17 protein-coding genes, 1 tRNA gene and 1 pseudogene are annotated in these 16993 nt (G+C 70.9%); 9 read left to right on the forward strand and 10 right to left on the reverse strand.

The genetic code is table 11. From position 1 onward, the window contains the following. Positions 1 to 11: 11 nt before the first annotated feature. The 3 genes from VLI41_RS01310 to VLI41_RS01320 form a co-directional block, all read right to left on the reverse strand. A complete protein-coding gene (locus VLI41_RS01310) occupies positions 12 to 884 on the reverse strand; it encodes a site-specific DNA-methyltransferase (RefSeq protein WP_325266247.1) in 873 nt (290 codons plus the stop codon). Then, entirely contained in the window at positions 881 to 2803 is a 1923-nt protein-coding gene (locus VLI41_RS01315) for an N-6 DNA methylase (RefSeq protein WP_325266248.1), read from the reverse strand. Before VLI41_RS01315 ends, VLI41_RS01310 begins: the two co-directional genes overlap by 4 nt. Before the next feature lie 92 nt (positions 2804 to 2895). Continuing rightward, complete coding sequence (locus VLI41_RS01320; RefSeq protein WP_325266249.1) at positions 2896 to 3240, reverse strand: hypothetical protein; 345 nt, start codon at positions 3238 to 3240, stop codon at positions 2896 to 2898. A 128-nt stretch (positions 3241 to 3368) separates the two neighbouring features. Between VLI41_RS01320 and VLI41_RS01325 the strand changes: the two genes are divergently transcribed. Next, complete coding sequence (locus tag VLI41_RS01325; protein ID WP_325266250.1) at positions 3369 to 4493, forward strand: phospholipase D-like domain-containing protein; 1125 nt, start codon at positions 3369 to 3371, stop codon at positions 4491 to 4493. 270 nt (positions 4494 to 4763) lie between these two features. Here the strand turns inward: VLI41_RS01325 and VLI41_RS01330 are convergent. From VLI41_RS01330 to hemC, 4 genes are all read right to left on the reverse strand, one after another. Next, positions 4764 to 4839: transfer RNA gene (locus VLI41_RS01330), tRNA-Thr, on the reverse strand. A 43-nt stretch (positions 4840 to 4882) separates the two neighbouring features. After that, entirely contained in the window at positions 4883 to 5110 is a 228-nt protein-coding gene (locus tag VLI41_RS01335; protein ID WP_325266251.1) for a hypothetical protein, read from the reverse strand. Continuing rightward, a complete protein-coding gene (locus tag VLI41_RS01340; protein ID WP_325266252.1) occupies positions 5107 to 5811 on the reverse strand; it encodes a uroporphyrinogen-III synthase in 705 nt (234 codons plus the stop codon). Before VLI41_RS01340 ends, VLI41_RS01335 begins: the two co-directional genes overlap by 4 nt. A gap of 90 nt (positions 5812 to 5901) precedes the next feature. Next, positions 5902 to 6852, reverse strand: coding sequence for a hydroxymethylbilane synthase (gene hemC / locus VLI41_RS01345; RefSeq protein ID WP_325266253.1), 951 nt, complete (start codon positions 6850 to 6852; stop codon positions 5902 to 5904). Positions 6853 to 6957: 105 nt separating this feature from the next. Here hemC and tsaD point away from each other — a divergent pair, with 105 nt between their 5' ends. Genes tsaD through VLI41_RS01365 form a run of 4 tightly spaced genes read left to right on the forward strand, consistent with a single transcriptional unit; the run spans position 6958 to position 9680 of the window. Further along, positions 6958 to 8052: a tRNA (adenosine(37)-N6)-threonylcarbamoyltransferase complex transferase subunit TsaD gene (gene tsaD, locus VLI41_RS01350; RefSeq protein ID WP_325266254.1), complete on the forward strand. Its 1095-nt coding sequence runs from the start codon at positions 6958 to 6960 to the stop codon at positions 8050 to 8052. A 10-nt stretch (positions 8053 to 8062) separates the two neighbouring features. Continuing rightward, positions 8063 to 9052 carry an NAD(P)H-dependent glycerol-3-phosphate dehydrogenase gene (locus VLI41_RS01355; protein ID WP_325266255.1) on the forward strand — a complete coding sequence of 330 codons (990 nt, stop codon included), beginning with the start codon at positions 8063 to 8065 and terminating at the stop codon, positions 9050 to 9052. Next, on the forward strand, positions 9053 to 9331 hold the full coding sequence (locus VLI41_RS01360; protein WP_325266256.1) for a YciI family protein: 279 nt from the start codon (positions 9053 to 9055) through the stop codon (positions 9329 to 9331). Further along, positions 9318 to 9680 (forward strand): Rieske (2Fe-2S) protein, encoded by a 363-nt coding sequence (locus VLI41_RS01365; protein ID WP_325266257.1) that lies wholly within the window; start codon positions 9318 to 9320, stop codon positions 9678 to 9680. Before VLI41_RS01360 ends, VLI41_RS01365 begins: the two co-directional genes overlap by 14 nt. Positions 9681 to 9740: 60 nt before the next feature. Here VLI41_RS01365 and VLI41_RS01370 read toward each other — a convergent pair whose 3' ends face one another. After that, the gene (locus tag VLI41_RS01370; protein ID WP_325266258.1) at positions 9741 to 10292 is read right to left on the reverse strand and encodes a GNAT family N-acetyltransferase; all 552 of its coding nucleotides are present in this window, start codon (positions 10290 to 10292) and stop codon (positions 9741 to 9743) included. An 80-nt stretch (positions 10293 to 10372) separates the two neighbouring features. Between VLI41_RS01370 and mutS the strand changes: the two genes are divergently transcribed. The 3 genes from mutS to VLI41_RS01385 are packed head-to-tail and all read left to right on the forward strand — an operon-like array spanning position 10373 to position 14275. Then, complete coding sequence (gene mutS, locus VLI41_RS01375; protein WP_325266259.1) at positions 10373 to 13066, forward strand: DNA mismatch repair protein MutS; 2694 nt, start codon at positions 10373 to 10375, stop codon at positions 13064 to 13066. Between the two features lies 1 nt (position 13067). Continuing rightward, entirely contained in the window at positions 13068 to 13664 is a 597-nt protein-coding gene (locus tag VLI41_RS01380) for a chloramphenicol phosphotransferase CPT family protein (RefSeq protein ID WP_325266260.1), read from the forward strand. Then, on the forward strand, positions 13664 to 14275 hold the full coding sequence (locus VLI41_RS01385; protein ID WP_325266261.1) for an HAD-IA family hydrolase: 612 nt from the start codon (positions 13664 to 13666) through the stop codon (positions 14273 to 14275). Before VLI41_RS01380 ends, VLI41_RS01385 begins: the two co-directional genes overlap by 1 nt. A gap of 3 nt (positions 14276 to 14278) precedes the next feature. On the opposite strand, the gene VLI41_RS01390 is transcribed toward VLI41_RS01385, so the two are convergent. Both VLI41_RS01390 and VLI41_RS01395 read right to left on the reverse strand, forming a co-directional pair. Then, the gene (locus VLI41_RS01390) at positions 14279 to 15118 is read right to left on the reverse strand and encodes a retropepsin-like aspartic protease (protein WP_325266262.1); all 840 of its coding nucleotides are present in this window, start codon (positions 15116 to 15118) and stop codon (positions 14279 to 14281) included. Continuing rightward, positions 15115 to 15972 carry a hypothetical protein gene (locus tag VLI41_RS01395; RefSeq protein WP_325266263.1) on the reverse strand — a complete coding sequence of 286 codons (858 nt, stop codon included), beginning with the start codon at positions 15970 to 15972 and terminating at the stop codon, positions 15115 to 15117. Before VLI41_RS01395 ends, VLI41_RS01390 begins: the two co-directional genes overlap by 4 nt. 146 nt (positions 15973 to 16118) lie before the next feature. Between VLI41_RS01395 and VLI41_RS01400 the strand changes: the two are divergent. After that, positions 16119 to 16993 (forward strand): annotated as a pseudogene (locus VLI41_RS01400) (bifunctional uridylyltransferase/uridylyl-removing protein); the annotation flags it as partial.

Consider the following 16993-nt stretch of genomic DNA (forward strand, 5'->3'; position numbering starts at 1 on the left):
TCACCGCGCCTCTATTCTGCTGCCAGCAGGGGCTGTTCCGGGAGGCCCATCAGGTCGCTATAGGCTCGCACCTTCGCACCCTTCGTGCGCGTGGCGGAAGGCTTCGCGAAGACGATGATGTACTCGTGGACGTTCTTGAACAGGAAGTTGGGCGGGTATGGATAGCTGCCGAAGATCGGTCGCTGCCCATTGGCTGAACCCCATCGCCCTCCGGTACCATCCTTGGACCAAATGATCTCGTTGATCATCACGAGACCCACATCGCGCATGCATGTGGCGAAATCGGTGCTCAGCGGAAACGTTAGAAGCCCATGATCGGTGTGCTGATTAACGTTCGCTGTGACCACGCACATCTTCCTGCCGGGCTGGAGCACGCGCATGCACTCTGAAAACACGCGGCGCATCTCCGCCAGAAATTCGGTGTAGCTCTGCACATTACCGAGGTTGTCGTCGCCGTCGCCGTAGTTGGCCTTGTCCCAGTAGGGCGGACTGGTGACGATCAAATCGACGGAGTCGTCGGCCAAGTGCCCCATGTCGCGGCTATCGCCGACAACGACTTTCAGGTCCTTCTCGGAGCCGACCTCACGCTTTACCCGGGCTCGAATTATGTCTGCGTAGGCAGCGTTCTGCTCGATGCAGACGGCTTTCCGCCCGAGCTTCTGCGCTGCCACAGCAGTCGAACCCGTTCCCCCGAAGGGATCAAGTACGGTTTCCCCCCAGAACGAGAATAATTTGACGAGCCGATGCGGTATTTCGAGAGGAAAAACGGCTGGATGGTCGGGGTGCGAAACATTGGCAATGCTCCATACCGTCTTTGTGTACTCTCTCCATTCCTCCTTCGACAGTACACTCTTCTCTTTGATCTCACTTGAAATGCGGCTCATCTCGCGATCATCCCCTTGATCAGTTTTTCGTATTCCCCGGACCGGCCTAGGCGGATCTGGCCGTCTACGTTCACAACGGCATCCTCAAATTCCTGGAGAGTCTGGCAGAAGCGGACGTCAGTTCCGGCTGCCTCTAGGATCAGAGCATCTGCACGCTCTCTCTCAGCGGTCGCGTGAGTGGGTCGAAATGCAAAGGTCCACTTCCCCCCGTTCTGGCTCGCCAGCAGGTCGTTTTTGGCGTGAACCCACATCGCGCGACCAAAGTCGGCAAGCTCGGCCTTGCGGGACTCAGCGAACCGAAGATCGAAGAGCGGCAAGTCTTCCAGGAACCAAGCTGGCACATGGAAGCCGTCGCAGTCCGCATGCCATAGCCAAAAAGCGGTCCTGCTCGAAAGGAGCGCGTACCCGGCTTGGGCCAGTTCGGCAGAGGCAAACGTCAAGCAATGGACTCGGCTCGCGCTGAAGCTGCCGCCAGCGTCACTCTCTGCCGGATAGTCTCGGAACACGTTGAGGAAGTTATAGGCGGTGCCCGCCACGAACACGTCCCGGTCGGTCGCGACGCTTGCGATGTCTCGCGGAGCCGTCGAACTGAGCTTTGGGCGATCAGCGGACTTGAACCGGTAGTCAGTCAGCGTTCGATACAAGGTCGCCTCATCAGCGCACCCCACCTTGGGAACGAGGCGTTTGATCGACCTCGACGAGAGATCGACTGCGCGCGCCTCGGTGAAAATCTGCGGTCGCTGGCGGCTGGTCCACTTGAGCAGGCGGCTTGTCTTCAGACGCAACTCCCCGGCTTGGCGCCTAAAGAGGATCGCATTGCGCGTCTTCACGTCTTCCCCGAAGAGCGCATGGGGCTGACGGTCGAAGAAGAGCATGGTCCAGTCGCCGCCGCCCTCGGCCAAGGCCGCCCGGCATCGCGCGTGGTCAGCAGAACGGTTCGTCGCAAACGATAGCGGGACTACGAGCGCAGCTCGATCTCCTTCACACCCGTCCAGTCGCCATGCCATTTCGATGAACGGCAGATAGAGCGAGCTGTTCGCCGATGCCCCTTCCAACGACGCCCAGTGGCGGGCATGCGGTGTTGAGCCCGTCGCTGTATAGGGAGGGTTGCAAACTAGCCGAAGCGGACCGGGCTCCTCGCCAAAGACGTCCCGGATCGAGCGCGCGCCTGCAGGCGCATTAGTGCGGGCGGCCACTTGCAGCGCGTTGATCGCGATGATGTTGGCCCGAACTGCCCGCCAGACCGCGATGGGGGGCGCGAGCTCAGCCTGGCCGACCACATGCTGGGTGATCGAAAAGGCCGCGAAGTCAGCAGCCAACTGCGACAGGTCCATGCCGCGAAGCTTGGATGTGGCGAACCTGACCAGACGACGACCCGAGAGGCCTCGACGTTCAAGACATCGCAGCACAGCGCAAAGAAAGACCCCACTGCCGCACGCAGGGTCGAGCCAAATCGCCGCCTCCGGATCATCGCCCGCTATGCCTTCGACCATGAAGTCGGCGACATCTGACGGTGTGTAGAAGGAGCCGACCTCCTTTCGGGCGGACCGATCTTCTGACCGGGTGGCATCCTTCATGACATCGAGCCGCGACGTGGGTCCGAAGCCATCGAGGATGTAGGGGAACAGGTCTGCAGCAACGCTATCTGCGCAGAGCGCGCTCAGCGACTCTTCAGCCGGTCCCAGGCCCGCATCTCGTAGAGCCTTCGCAGCCTCTGGATCGCCGAACCACTCCAAGGCGTCAGGAATGCGCACGGCCAAGCCTGTCTGTAGTCCGTGCAACACCGCGATGGCGCCAATCGCCCAGGCCTGACGCGTCTCAAGTGGATCGTGCTCGTGATCCTGCTGACCAACTTCCTGAAGCCAGGAGAGTCCATTTTTCGGCAGCCACCCGCGAATGACGGCCACCGCTCGGAGCATGTGTCGCGCTAGAGGGCTGACGGCGCCCGTCAAGGACCGGCCGCGACGCGGGCTCGAAGCACGAACCGGGCTGGTTATGGCGCTCATCGCGTTCATGCGCTCGGCTCCCACGTGAGCGACTTCTCCAGCCATCGTTCTGAAAGCTCGCCCTCAACAAGCTGCGCAGTCGCGTGGGACGTAGAGACCCCAAGCGCCGCCGCCCTCTTCGCAAGCGCAGCCTCCAGCTCGTCAGAGAGGTGGGCTGTGATCTTCGTCCGGTTCGGCGAAGGTGGTTGCCGGGATTGCTTTCCCGGCTTCAATCGGTTCAGACGCAGTTCCCGACCGATTAGCAACTTTAGCAGCTCCGACTTCGACGTCAGGCCGCACGTTCGCGCATAGGCGTCGAAGGCTTCGCCCGTCGCATAGGGAACGTAGGCGTAGGCGTGTTTGCGCTGCACGGACACCTCAGATCGAGTCGTAACAATGACTCACTTAGAGGTGTTCGTCAAATGTTCCGCGTTTTCCTTTACACCCGCTTGAAGCGCGGCGAAATCCCGAGGAAGTTGAAAGTCCAAGGGGGACTCCAATGCAGTTGTTTGCGCAGCTCCGGAACGCGCCGTTCGGGCCGATCCTCGCCGAGGAACTCGGCAGCGCGGCCGTTACCTCCATAGACATCGCGACAGCCTGGGTGCGCGCCTCTGGATTGGTCCATCTTCAGGCGGGGCTAAGGGCCGCTATTGACCGGGGAGCGGCGCTGCGGGTCGTCGTCGGTATTGATGCTGAGAACACATCTGAAGAAGGGCTTCGCGGCCTCCTAGAACTCGCAGCCAGCGGAGCGCCCAACCAGATGCCCCTCTTCGTGCGTCACAACGAGGCCGGGCCGCTGTTTCACCCGAAGCTGTATGTGTTCAGAGACCCCGCGGGGGTGAGGGCCTACATTGGGTCCAATAATTTCACTCGATCTGGCCTCTACTTGAATGACGAGCTGAGCATTCGCGTCGGCGAGGCGCGAGGGACAGCCCTTGATGCCGAACTGGAGACGCTGATCGGGCGCTACACCAACCTCGAGGATGGTCTGAACCGACGCCTCGACGCCGCTCTTTTGGCCCAACTCATTGACCGCGGTTACATCAAGGCTGAGGCACGCCTTATAGCCACGGCATCCGCACGATCACGCCGCGAACGGACACACGACCCTCTATTTGGAGTCGAGCGTAGACGAGCCCCGGCCGTCGTTGTGCCGGTGGGTGCCCCGGTGGTCATCGCTGAGGCCGCGCCAGCCGACCTTCCCGTCCGAGACGATTGGCAGCGCCTCTACCTTCGATTGCGTTTGGCAAGGGGAACTCAAGGTCAAATCCCCAAGGCGGTCGTGAAGGAAATGCGGCGCCGAATGGGACAAGAAGACGATGAGGGAGTGTTGATCCTGAAGGACAGAAACGGTGCGGAGCGCCGGATCAGCCCGACACATCCGGAGGACTATGAAGGGGCGGTCAACACCTATAAGTTTGAGGCAGTCGCGGTTCACGGGGAACCGATCCTGCACATTTATCCGGTGGGGGACGATCTAATCTACGAGTTCCTGGACAGCGACACTGACCCGCTTGGACATGACATCCTTGAGCATCTCCAAGCCGGATTCGAGGATGATCCTCCAACGACGCTCAAGACAAACGGGCCGGTGGAACGGACTACCTGGTTCCGCTTCGACTGAACCCGCACTTGGACCCGAAAATCGCCCCTCCCGGTAGCCAACACGTTGCGGCTGAGATCGTGTGAGCGGCGCGAAGGCGGGCGTTCTCAACGCGTCAGATGAGTCAACTCCGCCAAAGCGATTTGCCCTGCCCAGCTTCCTCTGTCCCCTTAGCAAGGGTTTGCGCCCCTTGGCCGTCCCTTCTGGAAGCCGTACCCAGAAGGGACCCACACGGAGACCGAGCTTTCGCGCTCTAACGCGCATCGCCGGGGATTTCCTGCTGGAAGGGAATGGTGCCGCCTGGGTGACTCGAACACCCGACCTACGCATTACGAATGCGCCGCTCTACCGGCTGAGCTAAGGCGGCCCAGATGCGGCGCAGAAGGGCCTGGCCGCCGGGAGGCCGCTATTTAGCGGCTCTGCGGGCGCTCGCCAAGCGGCGTCGGGCGCGGCGGCGCGGCGGCGGCGCCCGGCGGGCCGGGAGCGGGATGGGGCGCCAGGCGCCGTGGGGCGAGCGCCCAGAGCCCGGCCCCGGCCAGCACGCAGATGACCCCGAAGGCGATCAGGGCCCAGAAGCTCGCGCCCAGCAGGCTGCGGGGCCGGGGGGCGGCGGGGTCCGGGTCGGGCGGGCCGCTCATGGCTTGCGGTCGATCAGGTTGAGCAGCGCCGCTTCGATCGGAAACGGCGGATAGGCCTTGGCGGCGAGCCGGGTGCGGGCGAGCGGCCGGATCACCGCCTTGGAGAGCCCCAGCGCGCGCAGCTGCGGCGCCGGATGGGCCTTGAGCACCGCCGCCAGGGCCTTGGCGGCGCGCGGCGAATGCAGCAGGGCCGCGTCGGCCTTGACCAGGGCCTGGGCCTCGGCGGGATCGAGCTCCACCGGACCGGTCTCGTAGAGCACCAGGCGCCTGGCCGCCACGCCGTGCTTGTCGAGCGCGCCGGCGAGATCGCCGGCCGGCTCCGCCGCGCCCGGATGCAGCACCACGCCGCGCAGCTCCTTGCGCCGGGCGGCGATGCCCTCGGCCAGGGCGTCCACGTCGCCGTCCGCCGAGAGCACCGTGCGGAACCCGGCCGCCCGCGCCGCCTGGGCGGTCGCCGCGCCCACCGCGAACACCTGCAGGCGCCGCTCGCCCGAGTGCTCGGCGAAGGCGCGCACGCCGTTGGCGCTGGTGAAGGCGAGCGCCGCGACGCCGCGCAGGTCGACCTCGACCGCCTCAACCGGACGGACGGCCAGCAGCGGCGCGACCACGGCGTCATGGCCCAGCGCGCGCACGCGCTCGGCGGTGACGTCCGCGCCCGGCTGGGTGCGGGTGATCCAGATCCTCTGTCTGCGGCCGGCCATCCGCCCATCCCTAAGGCGCAAGCTGTTTAAGGTGTGACAACCGAACCGCGGGGCGCGGTCAAGGACCGGCGCGGCGCCGAGCCGATGCGCTCACAGCGATATGGCCGCCCCGCCCTCGGCGCGCACGGCCTCGCCCAGGGAGACACCCAGCGCGCGGGCCGAGGCCTCCCAGTCGGCCATCTCGGCGAGGTCGGATTCGCCGGCGCGCCGGACCCGCAGCCGGCCATCGGGGGAGAGCGCCTCGACGATCAGCTTCAGGCGCATGCCCTCCAGCCAGGCGTGCGCGCCGACCGGGGTCTTGCAGGAGCCCTCCAGGGCTGCGAGCGCGCCGCGCTCGGCCGCCACGGCCACGATGGTCGGTTCGTGGCGCAGGGCGCGGACCCAGGGCAGGTCGCGATCCGCGGCGCGGGTCTCGATGGCGAGCGCGCCCTGGCCGGGCGCGGGAGGGCATTCGGTGGGGTCGATCAGGCTCTGCGGCAGCTCGCCCAGGCCGAGGCGCTTCAGCCCCGCCAGCGCCAGCAGGATGGCGTCGGCCTCGCCGGCGCGAAGCTTGGCCAGCCGCGTGTCGACATTGCCGCGCAACAGCGAGACCCGCAGGTCCGGACGCCGGTGCAGCGACTGGGCCTGGCGGCGCAGGCTGGCGGTGCCGAGGTTTGCGCCGCGCGGCAGGTCCTCCAGCCGCTCGGCCCTGGGGCTCAGGAAGGCGTCGCGGGGATCCTCGCGCTCGGGGATGGCGGCGATGCAGAGCCCCTCCGGCAGGACGGCCGGCACGTCCTTCATCGAATGCACCGCGCAGTCGATGCGGCCGGCCAGCAACGCCTCCTCGATCTCCTTGGTGAAGAGGCCCTTGCCGCCGATCTCCAGCAGCCGGCGGTCCTGCACCTTGTCGCCGGTGGTGGTGATGACCACCAATGGCGCGACGCGCTCGGCCTCGGCGGGCTCGCCTCCAAGGGTCTCGGCGATCCGCCGCTGCACCCAGCCTGCCTGGACGAGCGAGAGCTTGGAGCCGCGGGCGCCGATCCGCACGCGCGCATCGCCCACTCTCTGATCGCGGCGGGGCGGTTGCGTGGGCACGGAGGGCGGTCTACCTGCAAGCGTTGAAGGAACCCGCGCCTCGCTACAGGACGGGGCGCCCCGCGGCAACCGATGAGCCCCATCCCCCAAACCGTCCTCGGCCTGGAGACCAGCTGCGACGAGACCGCCGCGGCGGTGGTGCGGCTGGCGGGCGACGGCGCCGTCGAGGTGCTGTCCTCGGTGGTGGCGAGCCAGATCGCCGCGCACGCGCCGTTCGGGGGCGTGGTGCCGGAGATCGCCGCGCGCGCCCACGTCGAGGTGATCGAGGCGATCGCCGAGCGGGCGCTGGCCGAGGCCGGCGTCGGCTACGCGGAGCTGACCGGCGTCGCCGCCACCGCGGGGCCCGGCCTGGTGGGCGGGGTCATGGTCGGGCTTTCGTTCGGCAAGGCGGCGGCCCTGGCGCGCGGCCTGCCGCTCGTGGCGGTCAACCACCTGGAAGGCCACGCCCTTTCGGCGCGGCTCGCCGCCCGGCTCGCCTATCCGTTCCTGCTGCTCTTGGTCTCCGGAGGCCACTGCCAGCTCCTGGAGGTGGCCGGCGTCGGCGCCTGCAGGCGGCTGGGCTCGACCATCGACGACGCCGCGGGCGAGGCCTTCGACAAGATCGCCAAGACGCTCGGCCTGCCCTATCCCGGCGGCCCGGCCCTGGAGCGGCTGGCCGAGGCCGGGGATCCCGACCGCTTTCCGCTGCCGCGCGCCCTGCTCGGCCGCAAGGACTGCGACTTCTCCTTCTCCGGCCTGAAGACCGCGGCCGCCCGGCTCGCCGAGGGGCTGGCCTCGGACCAGGAGCGCGCCGACCTCGCCGCCTCGGTGCAGGCCGCCATCGCCCGCCAGCTCGCCGAGCGCAGCGAGCGGGCCATGGCGCTCTATGCCCGCGAGCACGAGGGCCGCGACCTGCGCTTCGTGGTGGCCGGCGGAGTGGCGGCGAACGCGACGGTGCGGCGGCGGCTCACGGAGGCGGCGACCGCGCGCGGCTTCGCCTTCACCGCGCCGCCGCTCGCCTACTGCACCGATAACGCTGCGATGATCGCGCTGGCCGGCGCCGAGCGGCTGGCCGCGGGACTATCCGATTCGCTGGACGCGCCCGCCCGCCCGCGCTGGCCGCTGGACGAGGCCGCCGCGCGCGCCAGCCCGACCCACGTCCCCGGCCGCAAGGGCGCCAAGGCGTGAGGATCGGGGCGTGAAGCGGGCCGGGGTCATCGGCGGCGGCGCCTGGGGAACGGCGCTGGCCCAGGTCTGCGCCCGGGCCGGGCTGGAGACCGTGCTCTGGGCGCGCGAGCCGGAGGTGGTCGCCGCCGTCAACGCGCACCACGAGAACCGGCTGTTCCTGCCCGGCGTGGCGCTGGACGCCGGCGTGCGCGCCAGCCACGACTTCGTCGACCTGGCGCGCAGCGAGTTCGTGCTGGCGGTCGCCCCGGCGCAGCACCTGCGCGCGACGCTCGCCGCCTTCGCCGGGGCCATGCAGCCCGGCCTGCCGGTCGTGCTCTGCGCCAAGGGCATCGAGCAGGGCACGCTGAAGCTGATGACGCAGGTGCTGGCCGAGGCCGCCCCCGCCGCCCGCCCGGCGGTGCTCTCGGGCCCATCATTCGCCGGCGAGGTGGCGCGCGGCCTGCCCACCGCCATCACCCTGGCCTGCCCCGACGCCGAGCTCGGCTGGAGCCTGGCCGAGGCCATCGCGACGCCGGCCTTCCGGCCCTACCTCGCGGGCGACATGGTCGGCGCCGAGGCCGGCGGCGCAGTCAAGAACGTGCTGGCCATCGCCTGCGGCGTGGTCGAGGGCCGCGGCCTGGGGCGCAGCGCCCACGCCGCCCTGATCACCCGTGGCTTCTCCGAGCTGACCCGCATCGCCGTGGCGCTGGGCGGCGAGGCCGAGACCGTGGCGGGGCTCTGCGGCCTCGGCGACCTGGTGCTCACCTGCTCCAGCCCGCAGTCGCGCAACATGAGCGTCGGCCTGGCGCTCGGCCGCGGCGAAAGCCTGGAGGCGGCGCTCGCCGGCAAGCTGTCGGTGGCCGAGGGCGTGGCCGCGGCGCCGGCGGTGCGCGCGCTCGCCCGCAGCCTCGGCGTCGACGCCCCCATCTGCGAGGCCACCGCCGCCATCCTGGCGGGCGAGATCGGCGTCGACCAAGCCATCGAGGGCCTGCTCGCAAGACCGCTTCGGGAGGAAGGCTGAATGCCGCTGTTCGCGCTCGTCTGCATCGACAAGCCCAATTCGCTCGCTGTCCGGATGGGCGCGCGCGAGCGGCACCTCGCCTGGGCGAAGGACCAGCCGCTGAAGCTCGGCGGCCCGTTCCTCGACGAGAAGGGCGACATGGCCGGCTCGCTGATCATCATCGAGGTCGAGGATCTGGCCGCCGCCAGGGCGTTCAACGCCGCCGATCCCTACACCCAGGCGGGGCTCTGGGCCTCGGTGGACATCCGCCCGTTCCGGGTCACGATTGACAAGCTCTAGCGACAATCCGGCGCGGCCGCCGGCCGGCGTGCGGCTCTGCACGCTGGGGGACATCCCCGATCCGGGCGCCAAGGGCTTCCGCTTCCGCGCCGAGCGCTGGCTGTTCGCGGGCTTCGTGGTGCGCGCGGCCGATCTCGTGGCCGGCTACGTGGATTCCTGCCCGCACGCCGGCTGGCCGCTCGCCGCCCTCGACGACCGCTACCTGACCCGCGACGCCCGCCACATCCTCTGCTCGGGCCACGGGGCGCTGTTCGCGCTGAGCGGCGAGTGCGTCGCCGGGCCGTGCTTCGGCGAGCGGCTCCACCACTGGCCGGTGGCGGTGCGCGACGGCGCGGTGTGGACGGCTTGACCAATCGCCGAGATCGGTCATGGCCGGGCTTGTCCCGGCCATGACGTTTCGGGAACGCAATCAGCCGAACAGAGTCGCGATCTCCGCCCAGAGGTACGACACCTCCTGCAGGAGCGCGCCGCCCGGGCCGCGCTCGGAGCGCTCCGCCTCCGCCTCGCCGCCGAGGTGCTCGTAGAAGCCGCGGGCGTGGCGGTTCTCGGCAAGCACTGAGATCATCAGCGAACGCGCGCCCTGCGCCGCCAGCGCCCGCGCCGTCCCGATCATCAGCCGCTTGCCGAGCCCGAGGCCCTGCGCGCGCTTCAGGACGTAGAGCGTGGCGATCTCCGCCTCGCCGGACCGGGCGCGCCGCGAGGGGCCGCCCTGGGCATAGCCCAGCAGCCCGTCGGGCCCGGCGGCGGCCAGCGTCACCTCGTTCGGTCCCGGATAGGTGAGCGCGCGGCGGAAGCGGCGGGCGAAGTCGGCCTCGCTCATCCGCGCGAGATAGGCGTCGGGCAGGAGGCCGCGGTAGCTCTCGCGCCAGGAGGCCACGTGCACATGCGCCAGCGCCTCCGCGTCCGCCGGGCCTGCGGGCAGGATGAGGATCGAGACCGATGCTCCACGGGATTGCGGCATCCTTCCACAGCTTGGCGCTGTTCGCGGCAGGTTCAAGGGGCTGACCCGACTCGCATCGGCCGCTAGCTTGCCGGCCTCCGATGAACGCCCAGACCCCGCCCTCCGAGACGATCGACCCCGCCGCGGGCGCCTCGCCGGTGATGGCGCAGTTCTTCGAGGCCAAGGCGCGACAACCGGACGCGCTGGTCTTCTTCCGGATGGGCGACTTCTACGAGCTGTTCTTCGAAGACGCCCAGAAGGCGTCGGCGGCGCTGGGCATCACGCTCACCGCCCGCGGCCAGCATGGCGGCCAGCCGATCCCGATGTGCGGCGTGCCGGTGCATGCGGCGGAGGCCTACCTGGCCAAGCTGATCCGCGCCGGCTTCAAGGTCGCGGTCTGCGAGCAGCTGGAGGATCCCGCGGCCGCCAGGAAGCGCGGCTCCAAGTCCGTCGTCCGCCGCGACCTGGTCCGCGTGGTGACGCCCGGCACGCTGACCGAGGAAGGCCTGCTCGATGCGCGCGGCGCGAACCGGTTGGCGGCGATCGCCGTGCGGGCCGGTGGCGCGGCGGTGGCCAGCGTCGAGCTTTCCACCGGCGAGGTGGAATGCCTGGCGGTGCAGATCTCGGGCCTGGCCTCGGCGCTCGCGGCCCTGAGCCCGTCGGAGATCCTCGTGCCGGACCGTCTGTTCGCCGACGGGCAGGTTTCCGCGGCGCTGAAGGCGGCCGGCGGCTTCGTCCAGCCGGTCCCGCAGGCGCTCGCCGAGCCGGGGGCCAGCGAGGCGCGGCTGAAGCGGCTCTATGGCGTCGAGACGCTGGACAGCTTCGGCGGGCTTTCCGGCGCCGAGGTCTCGGCGCTCGGCCTGATCGCCGCGCATCTGGAGACCACCCAGGCCGGCAGGCTGCCGGCGCTCTCGCCGCCGCGCCGGATGGGCGAGGCCGACGTGATGGTCATCGACCCGGCGACCCGCGCCAGCCTGGAGATCGAGAAGACCACGGCCGGGAGCCGCGACGGCTCGCTGCTCTCGGCGATCGACCGCACGATGACCGCCCCGGGCGCCCGCCTGCTGGCGGCGCGGCTGGCGCGGCCCTTGCTGGATCCCGCTGCGATCGAGGCCCGCCTGGACGCCGTGGCCTGGTTCGTCGAGCACCGCGCCCAGCGCCAGCGCCTGCGCGAGGCGCTGAGGGGCCTGGGCGACATGGCGCGCGCGCTCTCGCGCCTGGCGCTCGGCCGCGGCGGCCCGCGCGACCTCGGGAGCCTGCGCGACGGCCTCACCATCGGCGAGGCGATCACCGCCCTGTTCGCGAGCCTGCGCGATCCGCTGGTGCAGCCGCCGGAGGAGATCGCCCAGGCGCTGCGGGCCCTGAATCCGGCGCTGCACGCGGACCTGGCGGGGTTCCGCGAGCTGCTGCGCGAGGGCCTGGGACCCGAGCTGCCGGCGCTGGCCCGCGACGGCGGCTTCGTGGCGCCCGGCGTCCGCCCGGAGCTCGACGAGGCGCGGGCCCTGCGCGACGACAGCCGGCGTGTGATCCTGTCCCTGGAGGCGCGGCTCGCGGCCGAGACCGGCGTCGGCCTGAAGATCCGCCACAACGCGGTGCTCGGCTATTTCGTGGAGACCACCGCCAAGGCCGCCGAGCCGCTGCTTCGGCCGCCGCTGAACGGCGCCTTCATCCACCGCCAGACTCTTGCCAACCAGGTGCGCTTCACGACCGTCGAGCTCGCCGCGCTGGACGCGAAGATCGCCCAGGCCGCCGAGCGGGCGCTCGCCATCGAGGTGGAGACCTTCGAGGCCTGGCGCGAGGCGGCGATCGGCGTGGCGGCCGGCGTCCAGGCCGCCGCCGAAGCCGCGGCGCGGCTGGACGTGGCGTCGGGACTCGCGGAATGGGCCGAGGAGGCGGGCGCGAGCCGGCCTGTGGTCGACCGCTCCACGGCTTTCGAGGCGGAGTCGGCGCGGCATCCGGTGGTGGAGGCGGCGGTGAAGCGGGCCGGCGAGCCCTTCACCCCGAACGACTGCCGGCTGGACGGCGCGGGCGCGGGCGGGCCGCGGCTGGCGATCGTCACCGGCCCGAACATGGCCGGCAAGTCGACCTTCCTGCGCCAGAACGCGCTCCTGGCCGTGCTCGCCCAGGCGGGCTCGTTCGTGCCGGCCAGGCGCCTGCGGCTGGGCGTGGTGGACCGGCTGTTCAGCCGCGTCGGCGCGGGCGACGACCTGGCGCGCGGCCGCTCCACCTTCATGGCCGAGATGATCGAGACCGCCGCGATCCTGACCCAGGCGACGCCGCGCAGCCTGGTGATCCTCGACGAGATCGGGCGAGGCACGGCGACCTACGACGGCCTCGCCATCGCCTGGGCCTGCGCCGAGGCGCTGCATGAGGTGAACCGGTGCCGGGCGCTGTTCGCCACCCACTACCACGAGCTCGCCACGCTTGAGGACCGGCTGGCGCACGTCGCCAACCTGTCGCTGAAGGCCCGCGAGTGGAACGGCGAGCTGATCTTCCTGCACGAGGCCGGGCCCGGCCCCGCCGATCGGTCCTACGGCGTGCAGGTGGCCAAGCTGGCGGGCGTCCCGCCGGCGGTGGTCGCCCGCGCCAAGGCGGTGCTGGAGCGGCTGGAGCGCGAGGCCGGCGCGCCGGCGCACCTGGAGGACCTGCCGCTGTTCGCCGCGGTGGCCGAACCCGCGGCGAGCCATGGCCCGAGCCCGGTCGAGGCGGCGCTCCAGGCGCTCGATCCCGACGGCATGAGCCCGCGCGAGGCGATGGACGCGCTTTACAAGCTGAAGGGCCTCCTGGCCGGATAGCATGGCCCTGCCCGACGTGATCTTCCTCAACGGCTCGTCCTCGGCGGGCAAGACCTCGCTGGCCAAGGCGCTGCAGGCGAAGCTGCCCGAGCCCTATCTGCACTTCGGCGTCGACGACCTGTTCCCCTGGCTGCCGCCGCAGTGGGACGGAACGGCCGAGGGCTTCCAGCTGGTCCCCTTGTCGAACGGCGAGATGCCCATCGTGGTGGGCCTCGAGGGCCGGCGCGTGATGCGCGCCTGGCGCCGCATGCTGCGGACCGCCGCCGACGAGGGGCTGAAGTTCATCGTCGACGAGGTGATGATCACCGAGGGCGCGCTCGACGAATGGATCGGGGCGCTCGCGGGCCTCGACGTGTTCTTCGTGGGCGTCCGCTGTGAGCTCGGCGAGATGCAGCGACGCGAGGCGGCGCGCGGCGACCGCGGCGCGGGCCAGGCGCTCTGGCAGCACGCGCGGGTGCACGTCCATGGCCCGTACGACCTCGAGGTCGACACGACGGCGACGTCGTCCGAAGCCTGCGCGGAAGCGATCCTGGAGGCGCTCGCCCATCGGCCGCGGCCCTCGGTGTTCGAGCGGCTGGCGCAGGCGGACGCCTCCTGATGCGCCTGCAGGCGCTGATGGTCGACGTCGACGGGGTGATCGTGATCCCGCGCGCCGGCGGCTGGGCGGCGGACCTGGAGCGCGACCTCGGCCTCTCGGTGGCGGTGATGCAGCGGCAGTTCTTCCAGCCGCACTGGGCCGACGTGGTGCTGGGCCGCGCGGGCCTGCACGAGCGCCTGGGGCCGGTGCTGGCCGAGCACGCGCCGCACCTGACCAGCGAAGACCTCGCCGCCTACTGGTTCGAAAATGACGCCGCGCTCGACCACGGCCTGCTGGATCAGCTCGCCGCGCTCAGGGCCGCGGGCCTGCCGATCCATCTGGCCACCGTCCAGGAGCACCTGCGCGCCGAGCACCTGTGGACGACGCTCGGCCTGCGTGAGCGCTTCGACGGCATCCACTATTCGGCCGACTACGGCTGCGGCAAGCCGGACCTCGCCTTCCTCGAGGCGGTGGCGCGGCGCACCGGCCACGCCCCGGCCGGGCTCCTGCTGCTCGACGACAAGTTCGCCAATGTGCAGGCGGCGCGGGCGGCGGGCTGGCTGGGCGCGCTGTGGGACGGAACCGAGCGCCTGGAGGCGGTGCTGGCCCGCGAGGGGGTCGAGCTGCCGTAGCGCTCAGCGGCCGCGCTCGATCCAGAGGCGGCGGCCCGGATAGTCGATCACCAGCCGGCCATGGCCGAACAGGTTGGCGCCCAGCACGCCATCCACTTCGGTCCCGGCTTCCTCGGCGACCGGGCCGAGGATGTCGGTGACCACGAGGTCGGCGGCCGGCCAGGCGTTGTCGCCGACCTGCAGCCTCGTCCGCGCCGCGCGGCCGCGGGAGCGGGTTCCGCCGGCGCCGCCGAAGGTGACGTAGCGGCCCGCGCGGCTCACGCCGGCCCGCCGCGCCGCCTCCGGGGAGACCAGGGTGAGCACCGCGCCGGTGTCGACCACCATGCGGAACGGGCCGCGCCCGTCGATGGTCGCCGAGACCAGGCTCAGGGGACGCTTGGGGGCGATCTCCATGGGCAGCGCCGCTTGCGCCGGCCCCGGCGGCGCGTCGAAGTCGACCTCGCGGGTCCGGTAGTCGACGCTGACCACGCGGGAGAGGGCGAAGACCTGGCCCACCACTGCGTCCACGCGGCCGGGCACCTGGGCGGAGACCTTGTCGACCGCCTGGGAAACGCCTGTCGAGACGCCGGCGAGCGCGATCGGCCCCAGCCGGAAGTCGGGCATCCGGGCCGGCGAGAAGCGCGCCGGCGCGCCGCCCGCCGTGCCGCGGATCACCACCTCGGGCTCGCCTGTCGGCCGCGCTTCGGCGGCGGCGGCTACGCGAGGGCCGACGATGACGATGAACGGCGTGGCGTCGCCGGTGTCGAACATCACCCGCAGCGGACGGCGGCCGTGCTCGGCGGCGCCGGCGAGCATCACGAACGGCGCCTCGGCGGCGGGGACCTGGAACGGAAGCGGGCTCAACTCGCCGGGCAGGCGCCGGCGGGGTGCGGACCGGCCTGGGCCGCCGGCGACCAGGCGCCCAGCACGACCACCGCCGAGCCGTGCTCGGAGGCGGCGGGCGCGCAGGCCGAGGCGCCGGCGAACCGCTGCGCCTGGGCCATCTCGTCGGGCTTCATGTGCGGCGCGATCTGCCCGAGGATCTGCTGGGCGTCGTGCCTGGAAGCCTGATCGGCGCTCGGATTGGCGCCGGCCGCGGCCGTCCAGACGTAGGCCGCGACCAGGTCGCGGGGCGCGAGCTTGCCTTCCGCGTAGGCGACCCCGAGCCGCAGTTGCGCCTGGGCGTCGCCGCCCTGGGCGAGGTTGCGGAGGTTCGCGAGCACGACCTGCGCCGGAGTGGCCTCGGACACCGTCCACGGCGGGCCGGCGGCGGCCAGCGAACGGGCGCCGGAAAGATCGAGCGTGAACGGCTCCAGGTGCAGGTGCGCGCCCTGGCTCCCATGCGCGCCCTCGGCGAAGATCCGCCGGAACGGCGCGCCGGAGTGGCGGAGCCGCTCGGCGGCGGTGTCGACCGCCATGCCCTCGACGACCGCATCGTAGGCGCCCGGCGCGCCGGGCCGCCCGCGCGAGTGCTGCGAGATCGCGCCCGGGCGCACGGTGAGCGCGCCCTCGGCCCTGAGCTCGGCCTCGCGCGCGGGCGTCCGGTAGCCGCCGGTCTCGCGCCACTTGCCCGGCCCGAACACCGAATCCATCACCGCCTTGAAGCGCACCTGGGTGGTGGCGGGCGCGGCGGCGGGCGGGTGGATCCGGCGCAGCGGAACGGCGTCCTGCGCGCCGGCCGAGCCGGCCACGGCGGCGAACGCAACGGCGGTGATCAAGGCGGTTCTCATGAGCGCCCCCCGGCCCGGCGACGCCGCAAGAAGAGCGCGAAACGGCCGCGCCGACAACCGTGGCGGACTGGCGCGCGGCGCCCCCGACGAAGACGCCCTGCGCCCGGGCGCGAACTCGCCTATATCTGCTCCCCATGCCGCCCCGCCTTCGGCCGACCCGCATCGAGCACGTCGTCGACGGCGTGCGCCTGCGCGCCCAACTGTCCGCAGCGGCCCTGGAGCACCTCGGGAACGAGGCCGAGCAGCGCAGGGCGGCGCTGAAGATCCTCAAGGACGCGCTGTTCCGCGGCCGGATGATCGCCAAGGAGCGGCTGGAGAACGGCGCCGGCGGCATCGAGACGGCGCGGCTGCTCTCGGCCGTCACCGACGAGGTGGTTTCGGCGCTCTACGACTTCACGACGGTGCACGTGTTCCGGGCGCGCAATCCGACCGAGGGCGAACGGCTGGCGCTGGTGGCGGTGGGCGGCTACGGGCGCGGCACGCTGGCGCCGTTCTCCGACATCGATCTGCAGTTCCTCAGGCCGTACAAGCAGACCGCCCACGTGGAGAGCGTGATCGAGTTCATGCTCTACGCGCTGTGGGATCTGGGCTTCAAGGTCGGCCACGCCTCGCGCACGATCGAGGAGTGCGTCAGGCTGGCCCGCGAGGATTTCACCATCCGCACCTCGTTGCTCGAGGCGCGCCGGCTGACCGGCGACGAAGACCTGGCAGGCGGCCTGGTCAAGCGCTTCCAGACCGAGGTGGTGAAGGGCACGGGAGCCGAGTTCGTCGCCGCCAAGCTGCGCGAGCGGGACGAGCGGCATGCGCGGGCCGGCGCCTCGCGCTATCTGGTCGAGCCGAACGTCAAGGAGGGCAAGGGGGGCCTGCGCGACCTCAATACCCTGTTCTGGATCGCCCAGTACCTGCATCCCGGCGAGCCGATCGAGAAGGTGATGCAGCTCGAGATGTTCACCGGCCGGGAGGTCAGGACCTTCATCCGCGCCTTCGATTTCCTGTGGGCGGTGCGCAG

It is taken from the genome of Phenylobacterium sp., from assembly GCF_035475775.1.
In the GTDB taxonomy this organism is placed as follows: domain Bacteria; phylum Pseudomonadota; class Alphaproteobacteria; order Caulobacterales; family Caulobacteraceae; genus Phenylobacterium.